Here is a 15,049-nt window from a genome sequence, read left to right on the forward strand (position 1 = left end):
CGGACTCATATCGACATATTTCTACGCGTTCAAAGGCAAATTACCTCGTTATCAATTCCATTTGCGTAACGCCTTTCTCGGCTTATAAACATGTCAAAGACCCAAACCCATGTAGGAAGAGAGATGACGAAGGATCGCCTCATAGCAGTCGTAACCGGTGGCGGGAGCGGCATCGGTCGCTCAGCAGCCCTTGCTTTTGCCGGTGAGGGCTATGGCGTTGCAGTCGCTGACGCCAATGTTGAAGCCGCAGCGGCGGTTGCCTTAGCCATCGAAGCCGATGGCGGCCTTGCAATTCCCTTGCATGTCGATGTCACGGACGCAGCAGCCTGCGAAGATATGATCGAGGCGATCACTCAGAAATTTGGCCGACTGGATGCGGCATTCAATAATGCAGGCATAACCGAGCGAAGTCTCACTCGCGGGGAAACGCCGCCCGAAACGCATCTTCTTCCGCTTGATATCTGGCGCAAAGTACTCGCTGTCGATCTTGACGGCGTGTTCAATTGCGCCCGTGCCGAACTGCCGTTGATGCTCGAACAAGGTAGCGGCGCTATCGTCAATACAGCATCGATGCAGGGACATGTGTCCATCCCGCGCAGCGCCGCCTACACTGCCGCCAAACATGGGGTGATCGGGCTTACGAAGACGATCGCGAAGGAATATGGCGGTCGGGGGATCAGGTGCAACGCCGTTTCCCCTGGCATCGTGAGTACCCCATTGACGAGCGACATCATCAACAGCGCGGACTATCAGGCGCCGCTGCTTGCCGCGATCCCCGCCGGACGGTTCGCCGAGGGAGACGATGTCGCGCGTGCTGTCCTGTGGTTGTGTGGCACGAACGCATCCTATGTGAATGGCGCCACGCTCATCGTCGATGGCGGTTATCTGGCCTGATCCAATGCGTCGGCCAACTCCCTCTGTGGGCAAGCGGCCGACGCACCCCGCTTCTCAGGCGACCGTGGCAGCGGCCATTGGATAGGCTTCCGTGTAGAAGGCAAAATCAGCATTGAGCCGCTCGCGCGTCAGGCCATACTGCTCGATAGAATATTGATGCGAGGGACGATTGTCCCTGCGATTGCCATCCAGCCATCCTTGCCAGGCATCGAGATCCGACGCATCCACGGCCAGGCCTGCCGCCTCGAGAACCTTGCGGGCCTCGACCAGAGGCTGCTCGAGCAGATCGCGATAGTCGACATCAACAAAACGCGCAGGTGCGCCATTGCGAGCGGCGACCATGTCGACGAGATTGCGCCGCAGACGCTGGGTCCAATGCTCCGCCTGAGGCGCCGCATGGTCCGCATCGCTATAGGCTCCCGTCAACGATCCGACCATTGAGTACCAGCTTGGCATCAGCTTGGTGATTGGACGATGGGTCATCACGATCGCGGCCGTCGGAAACTTGGAGAGGACCGTGTCCACCGCAGTCAGATGATGAGGGCATTTGAGCACCCACTTCTGCCCAGCACGAGAAGGATCCTGCCACTGGAATATTTTGAGGAAGTCGATGAGCTCATCATAGGCATCGGCCTGATCGGCCCCCAGCAGCCATTCCCCATAGGAGGGAATGTACATCATGGACTCGGGCATATTCGACATGAAGGACTGCTCGATCAGCGGCAGCTCTTCGTCATAGGCATGCGCATCGAGCGGATGAATCGCATCGAACCCGGACGCCGAGCTCATGATATCGACCACCAGACGTTCCGCGTCCGCCTTTCGACCCGCAACCTCGCCAGCCCCTTCGTCACGGGGAAGCGGGAAGACGGATTCCCACCAGCGCACAGCTGTCAGCTGTGGCGACTCGGACAAAAGGCGATGCAGCATTGTGCTGCCAGTTCGCGGAAGCCCCACGATGAGCGCTGCCACCTCAACGCGCTGCTCGGCGATTTCCGGGTGCGCCTTGAAAAGCGCCACCCGGCGCAGCCGGTTGGCAAGAGCGTTGACCAGCCGTTCGCCCATCGCACCAACACCATTTTCATTGAGCTGCGCCTCCTGACGGATCGCATCGGTCAGCACGCCAAGGGCGGTGAGAAAATGACCAGGGCCAAAATCCTCCAGGCCCGTGCGGGTCTTTGCAAAGGCCATCAGCCGGTCGGGAGAGAAGTCCTCGAGCGAGGCAGGAATATCGCGCATATCACGGCACCCATCTAGACATTATTGCTTCATTGCGTATTCTTCTTAAGAAAAATAAGCGCAATATGCAATCTCCGGCATCGATCCAAGGTTGACCTCGGGACGGCGTTTGCTATGCACCGGACACCAGATTCAAGGGAGAGGACAATGGAATATCCCCGCGAGGAAGTCGAAGCCGCCATCATTCGTTTGCGTGAGGCATTTGTAGAAGCCGAGCGCCGCAACACCTGGTCCTGGATAGCTGACGAGCTCTATCATGAGGATGCCACCTATTACTGCCCCTATGGCGGGATCATGCCGGTTTTTGCGCGCAACCGCGAGGAAATCCGGGCCACCCATTATGGTCGCGACATGGATGTCGGTTCTGGGTGGGCAGGCTGGAGCTTTCCGATCACCGACTTTGCCGTCAACGGCAACAGCATCTTCAGCCGCTGGGTCAATCGCGGCCCGGGCAAGCGGCCCGACGGCAGCTATTACCAGACCGAAGGCGTCAGCTTCATCACCTATGGCGGCGATGGTAAATTCTCATCGCAATATGACCTTTTCGACATCGGTCATCAGATGAAGCTGTGCGATGAACTCAAGGAAGCCGGGCTGCTGGACGAGGCGCTCGAACGCGACTGGGTCAGGCCGATGAAGCGCCGGATCCTCGACGGCGTCAATTCCGGCATTGCGCCGGCCTGAGGGCATCGGAGGGCCGATTGCGTATCGGCCCTCCCACTGAGCCCCAGTCAAACCTTGGGCAGTTCGATCAAAGCTGAAAGCCGCCGGCAACCGCGAGTTGCTGACCAGTGACATAGGCGGCCTTGTCCGATGCAAGAAATACGGCTGCATTGGCAATATCTGCTGCTCGCCCCCAACGCTTGAGTGCAAGCATCTTGCGTGTGTCCTCTGCCCATTGCGGGTCAAGCTCGCCACGCTCGGTCAATTCGCGGAACATCCCGGCCTCGATCACACCAACCAGGATGCTGTTGGCACGGACCTCAAATCGCCCCTCCTCCCGCGCTAAAGCGCGGACAATCTGCTCGTTGGTTCCTTTGGGCGCAACCGACAAAACGTCCCTGTCAGGCCAACGCAAATGGCCGGCTGACCCCAAGGTTACATAAGACCCTCCGCCTTGAGACCTGAGGTGCGGAAGCGTGGCCTGCACCACGTTGAAAAAGCCGTGCAGTTCGACGTCGACGGCAAGTTTCCATTGCTCCTGGGTCACGTCCGCGAGGAAGCGTTGATCAACAACTGGCCCGGCTGCCCAGATGATCGTGTGGAGGCGCCCATGATCAGCAATCGCTGAGTCGATCACGAACTGCACCTGCTCGGCGATCCTGACATCGACAACATGGACAGTGGCGCGCCGACCAAGACGCTCAATATCCGCCGCTGCCGCTTCGGCGGCGTCCCGCTTGGACCGGTACACGATGCCGATATCCGAGCCTGCCTCAGCCATGCCGAGCGCGACAGCCCGTCCGATGCCGCCACTGCCTCCGAAAACAAGACAGGCACCCTTGGGAAACATAGCTTCAGCCATTTCAGAACGCCCTCTTTTCTTGGAATGCCGGATTTGCAAGCGACCTGCCCACTAACAGGGCTTCCAGGGAACCATCGCCAAACTGGCCGTGGAACACTGTCCGAAATTCGCAGCTCGAGCTCGCGATCAGCCATCGCCCTCCTGCTCGAACGTAGCTGTCGCGGTAGAAGGTGCTCATCAATGTCAGGGTCTGATCGCGGCCATTGATGTTGCGATAATCCAGACACCAGAACCCTGAAGCATGATCGCTGTCGATCAGGCCGATTTCGGCATTGCTTCCCTGATGCTTGTCGAAGACATGATCGTGGCACGCTGCTGCCGCGTACATCGCCACGAAATCGTCGGCATTGGAAAATATGCCGCGATAGCCGGTATCGATGGGGCACGTACCGTCCTTGAAACAGGCCCGAACCGCTGCCGGATCCTGCCGATCACAAGCATTGAGGTAGCGTGCCTTGAGCGCACGGATCGCCTCTATCGCCTCCAGCCGCTCAAGACGATTCGAAATCGTTTCGACATCCATATGAAGCATCTCCTCTTGTCCGCGCCATGCGTGGACAGGCGTTCGCTTCATCACAAGGAGCAGCGGCGAAAGGATCAGATGGCGAGCTTGAGCCCGGCATATCCTAACCCTTTCGCGGGCCGCCGGCGTTCAGGATATCGATAGGGTCAACGGGCCGCGCCGTGCAGAGGATCGAATACCATTGCGCACTCTCGTCGCGCGATCCTACTTCGCCCATTTCGCGGACCTCTCTCGCAAATCCGTCAATCATGGCCCGGAGCCGGCCTAGCATGGCCCGATTGAGCTTGATCGTCTCGAGCTCCCAGATGGTAGCTGGGCTATGATAGTCCGCGCTCTCGAAGATCGCGCGCATGGAGCCATCAAACGACCGGCGCACCGGACCGTCGGGCAGCCAGTCGGGACTTCCTCCAACAGTCAGACGAACGCGGTTGTGAGGAAGAATGTCGATGAGTTCGAGCTTTTCCAGGACGCGCAAAAGCAAAAACATGCGCGCCTCCGTCAACTCGAACTCGCTCATGATGGCCGGCACCTTCCACCCGGATCGCAGAAGATAGAATATGAAGGCCGCGAAGAGATTGTGGGTCAGGCCATATTCCTGCCGGAGCGACAGGCGGCCATTCGTCCGTGCCTGTTCGCTGGCCAACATGTCGTGCAGATCGCTCAGGCGCAGTCCAGCAACTGCGCATAGCCGCTCCAGCATATCAAGCGTCAGCCCCCTGCCGCCCAGATAGCGTTTGACGGTCGGCTCACTTACGTCAAGCTGCGACGCGATATCGCGGTAGCGGATGCGCTTGTCGCGATAGCAGTCCTTGAGAAGCGCCAATATTCGTGGAACTTCGCTCTCCACGATCTGTCAGCTCCTAGCGTCACATATATCGGCCTGCCCGGCGCCCGTCCGTCCAGGCTTCCCAGCGACAAGCCTCATTCTTGCGCCTCCCTGCCCCAGAAATACTGTCAGCCTGCCACCCATCTTCTCACGAAGCCGCGCCCGCTCTGCAGTGCTGGCGCAGGCCACGGTGCGGACGGGCCGACGATCGCCGATAGAAATTGCCGGGATGCTCCCATCATAACAGCGCCCGCTATGCCGCGGTACAGTCACATGCCGCCAGGTAGCCGAACGTCATGGCAGGCCCAAGCGTCGAACCAGCGCCAGGATAGGCCGGACCCATGACAGACGCAGCATTGTTCCCGATCGCGTAAAGCCCCTCTATGGGCGCTCCGGCCTCATCCAGCACGCGTGCGCGCTCATCCGTGGACAGCCCTCCCTTGGTACCGATATCGCCAGGATAGAGATTGAGGGCATAGAAGGGGCCCTGATCGATCGGCGCAAGGTTCGGGTTGGGCTTTACGTTCTGATCCCCATAATAGCGGTCATAAGGCGCCGCCCCCCTCTTGAAGTCCTCATCGACGCCAGAACGAGCAAAACCGTTGAACCGGGCGACGGTCGCTTCAAGCGTAGCGACATCCATGCCCGTACTGCGGGCAAGCGCGGCCAGCGAGGATGCCTTGTGCACCATCTTTCGCACTTCTCGATTATGCATCCAGTCGGGAAAGACCGGCAGCAATGGACCCATCGGATATTTCTTGCGGAAACGGGCGTCGAACAGGATCCACGAGGGAATGGTGCGCTTGTCGGCACGATCGGCATCGATCATGCCCTTGCCGACCACATCATAGCTCCGCGCTTCGTTGAGATATCGCTCGCCCTTCTCGTTTACGATGATGCAGCCGGGCAGTGCCCGTTCGTAGAAGAGCGGACGCCCGCGAACTTCGCTCGGCACCTTTACGGTTGGAGCCCACCAGGCCTCATGCATCAAATCGGTCGCGGCGCCGATTTCGATACCGGCGCGTATCGCATCGCCTGTATTGTTTTCCTGTCCGCCAGACCATTCGGCACGCCCCTCTCCTGGAAGATAGGCCTCACGCATCGCCTGATTACGTTCAAACCCACCCGCGCCTAGAATGACGGCTCTGGCTTTAACAGCATAAGGCCGCCCGTCTTTCTCGATCACCGCGCCCTGGATGGGTCCCTGCCCCTCGCGCACAAGGCGGACCAGCGGCGCATTGAGCAACATTCGGGCGCCTTGCCGATCGAGCGCGATCTTGAGATGGCCCGCAATTGCATTGCCGAACACGAGGAACCGACTCCGCTTTGATCGAAGTCGTTGCGGTATATCGCTGTAATAGCGCCACAACACCCTCGCCATCGTCTTCATCCAGCCCGGCCCGCGCGTGACCATCGGAGCGGCTTCCAGGGTCGTCCAGGGGATATATCCGAAAAGCGCGGCACTTGGATGGGTCGGCCGCAGCGTTTCGAAATCCCGCCGGCTGAGCGCGGCCGCATCAAGCGTGTTTGTCTCATGGCTGCGATAGCCCATTTTCCCGCCAGGCCGTTCAGCGTGATAATCGGTATAGGGTATGGCGTTGAAGCGCAGCCCACTATGCGCTTCAACATATTGGGCCATCAGCCGCGCATTCTCGGTAAAGGCGCGGATCTTGCCGTCCGCCACATGATTGCCGACCAGCCCTTTGATATAGGTGAATGCCTCCTCGGGACTGTCCTGCTGCCCCTGTGCCAGCGCCGAGTGACTTGCCGGTATCCAGACGCCGCCGCCAGACGCCGCCGAGGAGCCACCGTAGAGACCACTTTTCTCTACGATGAGTGTGCGCGCGCCGCGCTGCGAGGCTGCCAGCGCGGCGACCATGGCCCCCGCACCGGTACCCACGACCAATACATCGACCTCTTCATCCCAGGCGCCGGGCGTCTCGTGCATCCTCTTAAATCCTGCTTATGGTCTGGCTTGTTGTGGTGATGGGCCGCGCAGCCCTTCAGGCCTCGACGGACGCTGCCGCGTCGTTGGTAAAATCCGATCCATAGACCTCGAGGATCGTGAGCGGATTTACATATTCCTTCCAGTAGACAACCTGATCGCCTGCATAGCGCAGAATGCCCAGATACTTGTTCGAGTAGCGCTTGCCCGATTTGGTGTGCGTCGTGTCGCTATGATATTCCACGATCAGCATGTCGGGATCGGCCATGTCGTAGAATGTATCGACCTTGTGGTTGTAGGGCTCAGAATCAGCCATACCAACCTTTGCGGCGGCCACGAAGGCGCTGCCGCCGATCATTCGTTCGGGGAATTCCTTGAGCGGGAGATAGGGCCATTCGAACACCGTGTCCTCCCCGATAAAGGTGGAGAAATGATCGAAATTCTTGGCACCAAATGCCGTGATCATCTCCTCGAACATGGTCCGAAGCTGCGCCCTGCGAGCCACCAAATCCGTCTGCGACATATGCCTGACCCCTCTCCAAATATCACTGAGTTTGGCGCATTAGAACAGGCAGAATCGGCTTTCGTCAACGATATTCGTACAATACCGCCCATTATTCTACGCATGTCCGCCATGCCGCGCCGGATGGCGCCACACCCGCGACATCAGCGTCAACCAATCAGACCGGATCGCCTCACAGGCCCCATAAAACTGTGCAAACCATCAATATTTTACCCGCATCACCAACGAATTGCGTAATGATATTGACTTGTATCGTCCGCAAAGCAAGAGTGCCCCACCGAACCCGGCAGGAACTGTCGCGGCCGGCATGAGAGAGGAGAAAGCCTGAACCGCCTTTCGCGTATATCGCTGACGCGTCGGACAGAGCTCCTTCATGCCTTCTCACCATCCATGACGCCAGATGATCTGGCTCCTACCCTATGCACGGAGATGAATTGATGCCCAGCTCGACCACCAAGGACTTCCCGGAAGGCATTGCCCTTGTCATCGGCGGGAGCGGAGGCACAGGTCAGGTCATCGCCCAGCGACTGGCCGCAGCCGGCACAGCCGTCGCCATTACCTATCGCAACAATAAGGAAGGCGCCGAAGCGGCCGCGCAAGCTGCCCGCGCCGAAGGCGTGGATGTCGAGCTTGTTCAGCTCGATGTTGCCGAACCTGCCAGCATCCAGGCAGCGGTTGCGAAGCTCGTAGCGACCTATGGCCATATGCATAGCGTCGTTGTCGCAACAGGCTATGACATCAAGATGCGCATGATCCACGAAGTGACGCCGGAGGAATGGCGTGACGTCGTCAACAATGACGTCAACGGCTTCTTCAATATCATCCATGCCACTCTTCCGCATCTTCGTGAAAAGGGCGGCTCCTACGTCCATATCGGATCGGCTGGCGTGGTGCGCTGGCCCGAGCGGGATGTGCTCTCGGTTGCTCCCAAGGGTGCGATCCAGCAATTGATGAAGGGTATCGCCCGCGAAGAAGGCGGGAACGGCGTGCGCGCCAACAGCATCGCGATCGGGGTGATCGACGCCGGCATCTTCCATCGGCTCAAGGACACAGCGTTCGACGCAGATTGGCACAAGGCGGTGCAAGCTACCATCGCCCTTCACCGCTACGGAGCCCCAGAGGAGGTGGCGGACACCGCCGTGTTCCTCGCTTCCGCGCGGGCAGGCTATGTTACGGGTCAGACCATCTCATGCGATGGCGGCTGGAACCTTTGATCGACATCGGGCGGGTCGCGCTGCCAGCGAACCCGCCCGGTCTGCGATGAGGAATGCATAAGGGAGGAGGCGCATGGTCGCTCAAATACTGGAAGGCAAATCTGTCATCATCACCGGCATCGGCCCCGGTTTCGGCCGTGTGCTGGGCGAAGAGGCAGCAAAGATGGGCGCGAGGGTAGCCTTGGTTTCGCGCAGCTCGGATGTCATGACGGAGGTCGCCCAAAGCATCACGCGTTCGGGCGGAAAAGCCATCACTGTGAAAGCGGACATTACGAGCCAGGCGGACTGTGAACGCGTCGCGACCGAGACGCTTGCAGCGTTCGGGCGTATCGATGGCCTTGTGAACAGCGCATATCGGCCAGGCGACATCAAGCCGGTCACGGAACTCGATCTTGATGAACTGCGCGCGGCGATGGACGTGACCGTCATCGGCACGATGCGCATGATCCGGGCGGTCGTGCCTCAAATGCAGGCTCAGGGCGACGGCGCCATCGTGAATATCGGGAGCCAGGTGGCACGCAAGATCGTGCCCAATCAGGGGGGCTATGCCGCAACCAAGGCGGCGCTCTCGGCATTGTCCCGCCAACTCGCGGCAGAGCTTGGTCCGCTCGGTATTCGGGTCAATATGCCGGCGTTCGGCTGGACGATCAGTCCACCGGCCCGCACCTATCTCGAAGAACAGGAAGCGAAAGGCGGTCCGACCTACAAGGAGGCGGTAGACGCAATCGCTGCCAACATCGCTTTACGGCGCGTGCCAGAAGAGGTTGAATGCGCGCACGCCGCCCTTGCCTTTGCAGGCGACGTCATGCGGGTGGTGACCGGGTCTACGCTCGACGTCAACGGCGGGGAGTATATGCCGTTATGAGCGGGTCTTTCGAAGGAAAAAGCATTCTCGTTACCGGCGGCGCGTCCGGGATTGGCCGCGCCGCGGCGATCCGATTCGCCCAGGAGGGCGGCCGGGTCTGCGTTGCCGACCTCAACATCGACGGTGCCAGGGCTGTGGCAAGCGAGATCGGCGGAGAGGCGATCGCCGTCCAGGTCGATGTCGCCTCGGCACATGGCAACGAAGCGATGACGGCACTGGTCGTAGCCCGGTTCGGCGGCCTCGACATCGCGCTTCTCAACGCCGGATATCTCGGCCCGATGGACGGCTTTGCTGCCGCCGACGAAGCGCTGTTCGATCGCCATGTGGCTATCAACCTCAAAGGCGCTTTCCTCGGCCTCAAGGCTGTCGAGAAGGTCATTCGCCCTGAGGGCGCAGTGGTCGTCACGGCCTCGACAGCAGGCGTCATCGGCCTCGCAGAGAGCCCATGCTACACTGCCGCAAAGCATGGAGTGGTAGGCCTTGTGAAGGCTAGCGCACCTGCTTTTGCTGCGCGCGGCGCACGTATCAACGCCCTGTGCCCAGGAGGCGTGGCCACACCCATGATGGGCGGCGCAGATCAGCCAATAGTCTCGCCCAATGACCTCGAGCGGGTCCCTCTACGCGGCATGGGATCAGCTCAGCAGGTTGCCGAGGTCGCCCTCTGGCTGGCAAGCCCTGCCGCCTGCTTTGTAAACGGGCATGCGCACATCGCCGATGGCGGTCTGCTATCGACCTTCGTGCCCTCACCTGTCGGCCCTTGAACCCGTCGGGGCGGCGTGTCACGTCCGTCGCTCCGGTACCTTATTTTCTCGCTGAGACCGGTGCGCCGTCGCGGCGACCGCAGATCGCGCCCCCGTCCACGACAAGATCATGGCCATAGACATTGGCCGCGTCGTCAGAGGCGAGAAACAGCATGGCGCGTGCGACTTCCTCGGTCGTCCCGGCCACGCCTCTTGGCTGAATATTGTTGAGCATGTCGAGCATTGCGGGCGTCAGCGCATAGCCGCCCATTCCGGTTGCCATAGCGCCTGGACTGAGGCTGTTGACGCGAATTCCCAAAGGCGCCAACTCCATCGCAGCGGCGCGCGTCAGCCCCAGAATCCCAGCCTTGCTTGCACAATAGGCCGTCAGAAGCGGCGTACCCGAACTTGCTCCGATTGAAGCGACATTGATGATAGCCCCCTGCCCTTTTGGTATCATGGCACGTGCCGCTTCCCGCGTGCCATAGAAGACCCCATCGAGGTTGACGGCCATCACCCTGCGATACTCGGCATCGTCTATATCTGTCAGCGGACCTGCCTGGGCGATTGCGGCAACATTGGCCATCACATCGAGCCTGCCGGTCTTCGCTACCGCATGGTCGACAAGAGCGCGCATTGCAGCGGGATCGGACACGTCAGTGCGCAGAAAGTCTCCGCCGGTCTCCCGCGCAGCCTCATGCCCCCAATCCTCGTTGAGGTCCGCTACAATGAGCGCTGCCCCCTCGCTAGCGTAGAGGATGGACGTCGCAAGGCCTAGGCCATGAGCCCCGCCCGTGACGATCACCGTGCGTCCCGCTAATTTCCCGCCAGTCATTCGCTTCTCTGCGCCCCGGAGAAGTCGAGCAATGCCATGTCACCCGTCGTCCACAGAACCTCTCCCGTTCGCTCGACGATGCGCCACCCTTCCGCTTCCTGGGCAAGGCAATCATGATAAGTGCCTCCCACGACGACGGGATGCTCCAGATCTTCTGGATGCACATGCGTGGCGATGAAGCTTGTACGCGCGCGCACGTGGCTGGAATCTCTTGAATCTCGCCACAATCGCGAAGGCCCGAGCTGATGCTGCGTCGCGTTCAAATTCCGCTCGGCAACCTGGCAAAGCTCGCGATACTGCTCGAGCGTGAAGGACTGGCCCACAATGGTGATCTGCGCCGAAGACGCAAAGCAGCGCGCGAGCAACGCGAGATTGCGATCGTCGATCGCTTCGGAATAGAATGCGATTGCTTGTCCGATGGCGAGTGTATCGGCCGCTCCCAGCACGCCCGCACCCTCGCTTCTCGCCTTGAGCGCGAGCGCCATATTGTCGAAGGCAGAGCGGACCCACGCTCCATTGAGCTCGGCCTGTTGCCGCGCCTGCGGGCCGGTATAGAGGTCCGTACTCCAGTAGACGCATCGCTCAGCATCGAGGGGCTGGAGATACTGGTCGCGCCGTGCAGTCAGGCCCAGGTCGGGAAATTCCGCTGACCAGGCGATGCGCTGGCCCACGTCAAACTCATCGAGCCGATAGTCGAACGTGATAACGGCATCCTTGAGATCGTCCTTCACGTCCATGCGAACGAGGCCGCCGACCTGCGCATCGACCGTAATCGCACGGCACAGCGGGTTCCAGTCGCCATAGCTGGCAAAGTCCGTGAGGACTGACCAGACATGGTCCACGTCAGCCTGTATCTCGACGATCGAGGAATTGATAACCGCGGCGTTACCTGCGTCGGGCAAGATATTCATGGATCAGGGCTCCTATGCCGGGCCGCGTCCCGATGGAGCCGCCGCAAAGGCACGCGCAAGGGCAAGTCGGCGTTCGGCCTCCGAGCGCCTCGCAAGTTCGGAATCGAGATTGAGCTCAAAGCCGTGATAGGCCCTGGGAAGGACATGCAATTCCACAGGAACACCCGCGCTCATGAGGCGCCGGGCATATTCCATATCCTCTTCGACAAAGAGATCGAGCGAGCCGACGCTGATATAGGCAGGCGGCAGCCTCCCCAGATCCTCTGCCCGCGCCGCGGCGGCATAAGCGGCAATCTCACCGCTTCCAGGCGGCTGTCCCAGGAGAGCCTCCCAGCCGAAGCGGTTGGCATCAGCGGTCCAGACATGCCTGCCTACCCCCTCGGGCATATCTGCTCTGATACATGTCCGGTCGTCCAGCATCGGATAGATGAGCTGCTGAAAGCAAAGCCCATATTCCCCTTTGTCCCGCACCATGAGCGCAAGCGCCGCGGCGATGCCGCCGCCTGCGCTCTCGCCGCCTACCGCGACCCGTTGCGCGTCGATGTCCAACTCAGCGGCGCGCGCATGCAGATGAGCCAAAACAGCATAGCAGTCCTCAACCTGGCCGGGCGCGCGCGTCTCTGGCGCCAGCCTGTAATCGACCGATGCTACGATGCACTGCAGTTCGTCAGCCGTTCGTACACATCCAGGGTGATTGCCTTCAACGAGCCCAAGAACATAGCCGCCGCCATGCACGAAGAGCAGCAGCGGCAATGGCCCGCCGACCGCCCTCGGCCGATACAGGAAAAACCGTACCGGCGGCGCTCCGTTCAGACCCGGCGCCTCATGCTCCTCGATGAGCACATTGGCCCTCTCATAAGAGGCGGCCGGCGGCAGAAACTGAGCTGCGCTTTCTCGATACTGGGCAAGGCTGTCTTTCGTCAGAACAAAAGGTGGTAGCAGGTCGAGGCCAGCCAGAAGTTCTGGATCTACGTCCGGGTCGAACATTTCAACGCTTCCTTGTCTGTCCTGGTCAGCCCGTCGTCTGCCCACCATCTATCGTCAGGATCGTCCCGGTCGCATAACGGGCATCGTCCGAGGCGAGATAGGCTATGGCAGCAGCGATCTCTGCCGGGGTACAGGCTTCCACGCCGCTCAGCTTGGGCATATTGCGACTGGCCGCTTCCTCAAGGACCGACATGTCGAAATCGCTCGCCGACATCGTCTTTTGATGCATTGGCGTAGCCACGCCACCAGGGGCAACGGCATTCGCACGCACGCCGTGCCGGCCATATTCAAGGGCGATCTGCTTGGTCAGCGCAATGATCCCTGCCTTGGCGACCCCATAGGCCACTGTACCATATACGGGATGATGGCCGCTGGCGGAGGATACCGAGACGATGTTCCCCTTGCTCTCGACCAGCGACGGCAAGACCTTCTGGCACAGATAGAATACGGCGCTCAGGTCGATATCGAGTGTGCGTTGCCACTTTGCAGGCGACGTGTCTTCGAAACGGTCCCACGTCATGATGCCGGCGACGTTGAGCAGAATATCAATTCCACCCATGGCTTCGCGCGCTGCGGCGGCGAGCACCGAAGCCTGCTCCGGATCGGATGCATCATAGGGCACGAAGGTAGCACCCAGGGCGCTGGCTGCCGCCTCGCCTCCAGCCCTGTCGATATCGCCGAACGTCAGCGTCGCGCCTTGGGCTACGAACAGTTCCGCCGTCGCCCGCCCGATGCCAGACGCACCGCCGGTGAGCAGCACGCGCTTGCCTGAAAATTGTCCCACTATTCTCTCCCGATTAGGCGGACGCCAAGGGCGTCAAGGATGCGTCATGCGCGACCAGATCGTCGCGGCGACGCAGAAATATGAGGAGCGCCGATGCGCCCAGCAGAGCAGAAAGGGCCAGAAAGGCTCCCGAGAGACCGAGTGCATGCCGCAACGGCGCCATCGCCAAGGGGTTGACGAACTGCCCCAGGTTGAGCGCGCTCACGATCAGGCCCATGGCCAGCGCATGGACCCAAGCGGGCGTTCTGTCGAAGATCAGTGAAGCGATGGCCGGCTCGGACAGGCCGGCCCCGATGCCGATGAAGAGACAGCCCAGAAAGATGACCCAGGTGGCGGGCGCCAGTGCGATGAGCAGCACGCCGATGCACATGCTCAGCGTATCAATGATGAGGAAGCCGTGGATGCCAATATATTTGCGCCCCCAGCCAAAGGCGCCTGCCGAAAAGATCGCAACGATCGATGTGGCCGAAATGATGCTGCCCTGAAGAGACGCGCTCGTCACATTTCGCGCTTCCAGCAGGAAAGGCAGCTGGATGGCTGGCGTGAACATGCCGATCGTGAGCAGCATCAGAAGCGCGTAATAGGGCCACATGCGAACCAGCCCGCCATTTCCATGCGGACCGTGCGCATCCTCGCCTGCGATCGACGGTGCAGGCTTTACTACGATAAATGCAGCCACGATCAGCGGCAGCGCAAGAAGGTAGAGCGAAAAGGGAGCTCGCCAGCCCAGCCCATCGACCAGCGCACCACCAAACATCAGCGCGAGCGCCGCGACGACCGAGGAGACGGAAGTTGCATAGCCCAGCACCGTCTCGCGGGCATTGTCCTCGAAATGCTCTCCGATAAGCGCCAGGCTGGTCGTCAGCAGCCCCCCACCCGCGACCCCAAGCAACAAGCGCAACGCAATGAGCGGCGTGGCGGCATCGACGAGCAGCACGCCAGCCCCCCCTATGACGTAGAGCAGCAGCGAGACGAGAAGCGTTATCCGCCGGCCAAATCGGGCAGCCACCAATCCGGCGATGGGTGCTGCGACGATCAGCATGATCGCCGGAACCGTCATCACCATCTGGGCAAAAAGCGTCCCATCTCCCAAAGATCCAAACCGTTGGGCCATTGCCGGCATAGCGGGTGCGGCTGCCATCGGGATCAAGCAGACAAGTGCCGGGCCTGCGACACAGACGCCCGCCAAAATTCTCTTACCTCTCAGCGTATCCCGCTGGCTCATCTCTCATCCTCTT

The 15,049-nt window shown here is 60.5% G+C and carries 16 protein-coding genes; 5 read left to right on the forward strand and 11 right to left on the reverse strand.

What is annotated here, in order from left to right:
- The first annotated feature begins 123 nt into the window (after positions 1–123).
- Positions 124–894 (forward strand): SDR family oxidoreductase, encoded by a 771-nt coding sequence (locus RQH62_RS15005; RefSeq protein ID WP_311269543.1) that lies wholly within the window; start codon positions 124–126, stop codon positions 892–894.
- Between the two features lie 54 nt (positions 895–948).
- Here the strand turns inward: RQH62_RS15005 and RQH62_RS15010 are convergent, their stop codons facing one another.
- Complete coding sequence (locus tag RQH62_RS15010; protein ID WP_311269544.1) at positions 949–2,133, reverse strand: sulfotransferase; 1,185 nt, start codon at positions 2,131–2,133, stop codon at positions 949–951.
- A 147-nt stretch (positions 2,134–2,280) separates the two neighbouring features.
- On the opposite strand from RQH62_RS15010, the gene RQH62_RS15015 reads away from it, so the two are divergent.
- Positions 2,281–2,817 carry a nuclear transport factor 2 family protein gene (locus tag RQH62_RS15015; protein ID WP_311269545.1) on the forward strand — a complete coding sequence of 179 codons (537 nt, stop codon included), beginning with the start codon at positions 2,281–2,283 and terminating at the stop codon, positions 2,815–2,817.
- A 67-nt stretch (positions 2,818–2,884) separates the two neighbouring features.
- On the opposite strand, the gene RQH62_RS15020 is transcribed toward RQH62_RS15015, so the two are convergent.
- From RQH62_RS15020 to RQH62_RS15040, 5 genes are all read right to left on the reverse strand, one after another.
- Positions 2,885–3,658 carry an SDR family oxidoreductase gene (locus tag RQH62_RS15020; protein ID WP_311269546.1) on the reverse strand — a complete coding sequence of 258 codons (774 nt, stop codon included), beginning with the start codon at positions 3,656–3,658 and terminating at the stop codon, positions 2,885–2,887.
- Between the two features lies 1 nt (position 3,659).
- Complete coding sequence (locus tag RQH62_RS15025; protein ID WP_311269547.1) at positions 3,660–4,181, reverse strand: nuclear transport factor 2 family protein; 522 nt, start codon at positions 4,179–4,181, stop codon at positions 3,660–3,662.
- 103 nt (positions 4,182–4,284) lie between these two features.
- Positions 4,285–5,028, reverse strand: coding sequence for a helix-turn-helix transcriptional regulator (locus RQH62_RS15030; protein WP_311269548.1), 744 nt, complete (start codon positions 5,026–5,028; stop codon positions 4,285–4,287).
- A 232-nt stretch (positions 5,029–5,260) separates the two neighbouring features.
- Entirely contained in the window at positions 5,261–6,955 is a 1,695-nt protein-coding gene (locus RQH62_RS15035; protein WP_311269549.1) for an FAD-binding protein, read from the reverse strand.
- A 55-nt stretch (positions 6,956–7,010) separates the two neighbouring features.
- Positions 7,011–7,475, reverse strand: a complete 465-nt coding sequence (locus RQH62_RS15040) for a nuclear transport factor 2 family protein (protein WP_311269550.1) — start codon at positions 7,473–7,475, stop codon at positions 7,011–7,013.
- 437 nt (positions 7,476–7,912) lie between these two features.
- Here RQH62_RS15040 and RQH62_RS15045 point away from each other — a divergent pair, with 437 nt between their 5' ends.
- The 3 genes from RQH62_RS15045 (at position 7,913) to RQH62_RS15055 (ending at position 10,315) form a co-directional block, all read left to right on the forward strand.
- Complete coding sequence (locus tag RQH62_RS15045) at positions 7,913–8,689, forward strand: SDR family oxidoreductase (RefSeq protein ID WP_311269551.1); 777 nt, start codon at positions 7,913–7,915, stop codon at positions 8,687–8,689.
- A 73-nt stretch (positions 8,690–8,762) separates the two neighbouring features.
- Entirely contained in the window at positions 8,763–9,554 is a 792-nt protein-coding gene (locus RQH62_RS15050) for an SDR family oxidoreductase (RefSeq protein ID WP_311269552.1), read from the forward strand.
- Positions 9,551–10,315, forward strand: a complete 765-nt coding sequence (locus RQH62_RS15055; RefSeq protein WP_311269553.1) for an SDR family oxidoreductase — start codon at positions 9,551–9,553, stop codon at positions 10,313–10,315. The genes RQH62_RS15050 and RQH62_RS15055 overlap by 4 nt, the downstream gene beginning before the upstream one ends.
- A 40-nt stretch (positions 10,316–10,355) precedes the next feature.
- Here RQH62_RS15055 and RQH62_RS15060 read toward each other — a convergent pair whose 3' ends face one another.
- The 5 genes from RQH62_RS15060 to RQH62_RS15080 are packed head-to-tail and all read right to left on the reverse strand — an operon-like array spanning position 10,356 to position 15,036.
- The gene (locus tag RQH62_RS15060) at positions 10,356–11,129 is read right to left on the reverse strand and encodes an SDR family oxidoreductase (RefSeq protein ID WP_311269554.1); all 774 of its coding nucleotides are present in this window, start codon (positions 11,127–11,129) and stop codon (positions 10,356–10,358) included.
- Positions 11,126–12,040, reverse strand: a complete 915-nt coding sequence (locus RQH62_RS15065; RefSeq protein WP_311269555.1) for a nuclear transport factor 2 family protein — start codon at positions 12,038–12,040, stop codon at positions 11,126–11,128. The genes RQH62_RS15060 and RQH62_RS15065 overlap by 4 nt, the downstream gene beginning before the upstream one ends.
- Positions 12,041–12,052: 12 nt before the next feature.
- On the reverse strand, positions 12,053–13,027 hold the full coding sequence (locus tag RQH62_RS15070; RefSeq protein WP_311269556.1) for an alpha/beta hydrolase: 975 nt from the start codon (positions 13,025–13,027) through the stop codon (positions 12,053–12,055).
- Between the two features lie 25 nt (positions 13,028–13,052).
- Positions 13,053–13,811 (reverse strand): SDR family oxidoreductase, encoded by a 759-nt coding sequence (locus RQH62_RS15075; RefSeq protein ID WP_311269557.1) that lies wholly within the window; start codon positions 13,809–13,811, stop codon positions 13,053–13,055.
- 13 nt (positions 13,812–13,824) lie between these two features.
- The gene (locus RQH62_RS15080; RefSeq protein ID WP_311269558.1) at positions 13,825–15,036 is read right to left on the reverse strand and encodes an MFS transporter; all 1,212 of its coding nucleotides are present in this window, start codon (positions 15,034–15,036) and stop codon (positions 13,825–13,827) included.
- Positions 15,037–15,049 lie beyond the last annotated feature (13 nt).

The organism is Sphingobium sp. WCS2017Hpa-17, from assembly GCF_031843765.1.
Lineage (GTDB): Bacteria > Pseudomonadota > Alphaproteobacteria > Sphingomonadales > Sphingomonadaceae > Sphingobium.

Excerpts from the sequence above, each read along its gene's own strand:
- RQH62_RS15005 (WP_311269543.1), top strand. The coding sequence starts at position 124 with ATGACGAAGGATCGCCTCATAGCAGTCGTAACCGGTGGCGGGAGCGGC.
- RQH62_RS15010 (WP_311269544.1), bottom strand. The coding sequence starts at position 2,133 with ATGCGCGATATTCCTGCCTCGCTCGAGGACTTCTCTCCCGACCGGCTG.
- RQH62_RS15015 (WP_311269545.1), top strand. The coding sequence starts at position 2,281 with ATGGAATATCCCCGCGAGGAAGTCGAAGCCGCCATCATTCGTTTGCGT.
- RQH62_RS15020 (WP_311269546.1), bottom strand. The coding sequence starts at position 3,658 with ATGGCTGAAGCTATGTTTCCCAAGGGTGCCTGTCTTGTTTTCGGAGGC.
- RQH62_RS15025 (WP_311269547.1), bottom strand. The coding sequence starts at position 4,181 with ATGGATGTCGAAACGATTTCGAATCGTCTTGAGCGGCTGGAGGCGATA.
- RQH62_RS15035 (WP_311269549.1), bottom strand. The coding sequence starts at position 6,955 with ATGCACGAGACGCCCGGCGCCTGGGATGAAGAGGTCGATGTATTGGTC.
- RQH62_RS15040 (WP_311269550.1), bottom strand. The coding sequence starts at position 7,475 with ATGTCGCAGACGGATTTGGTGGCTCGCAGGGCGCAGCTTCGGACCATG.
- RQH62_RS15045 (WP_311269551.1), top strand. The coding sequence starts at position 7,913 with ATGCCCAGCTCGACCACCAAGGACTTCCCGGAAGGCATTGCCCTTGTC.
- RQH62_RS15050 (WP_311269552.1), top strand. The coding sequence starts at position 8,763 with ATGGTCGCTCAAATACTGGAAGGCAAATCTGTCATCATCACCGGCATC.
- RQH62_RS15055 (WP_311269553.1), top strand. The coding sequence starts at position 9,551 with ATGAGCGGGTCTTTCGAAGGAAAAAGCATTCTCGTTACCGGCGGCGCG.
- RQH62_RS15060 (WP_311269554.1), bottom strand. The coding sequence starts at position 11,129 with ATGACTGGCGGGAAATTAGCGGGACGCACGGTGATCGTCACGGGCGGG.
- RQH62_RS15065 (WP_311269555.1), bottom strand. The coding sequence starts at position 12,040 with ATGAATATCTTGCCCGACGCAGGTAACGCCGCGGTTATCAATTCCTCG.
- RQH62_RS15070 (WP_311269556.1), bottom strand. The coding sequence starts at position 13,027 with ATGTTCGACCCGGACGTAGATCCAGAACTTCTGGCTGGCCTCGACCTG.
- RQH62_RS15080 (WP_311269558.1), bottom strand. The coding sequence starts at position 15,036 with ATGAGCCAGCGGGATACGCTGAGAGGTAAGAGAATTTTGGCGGGCGTC.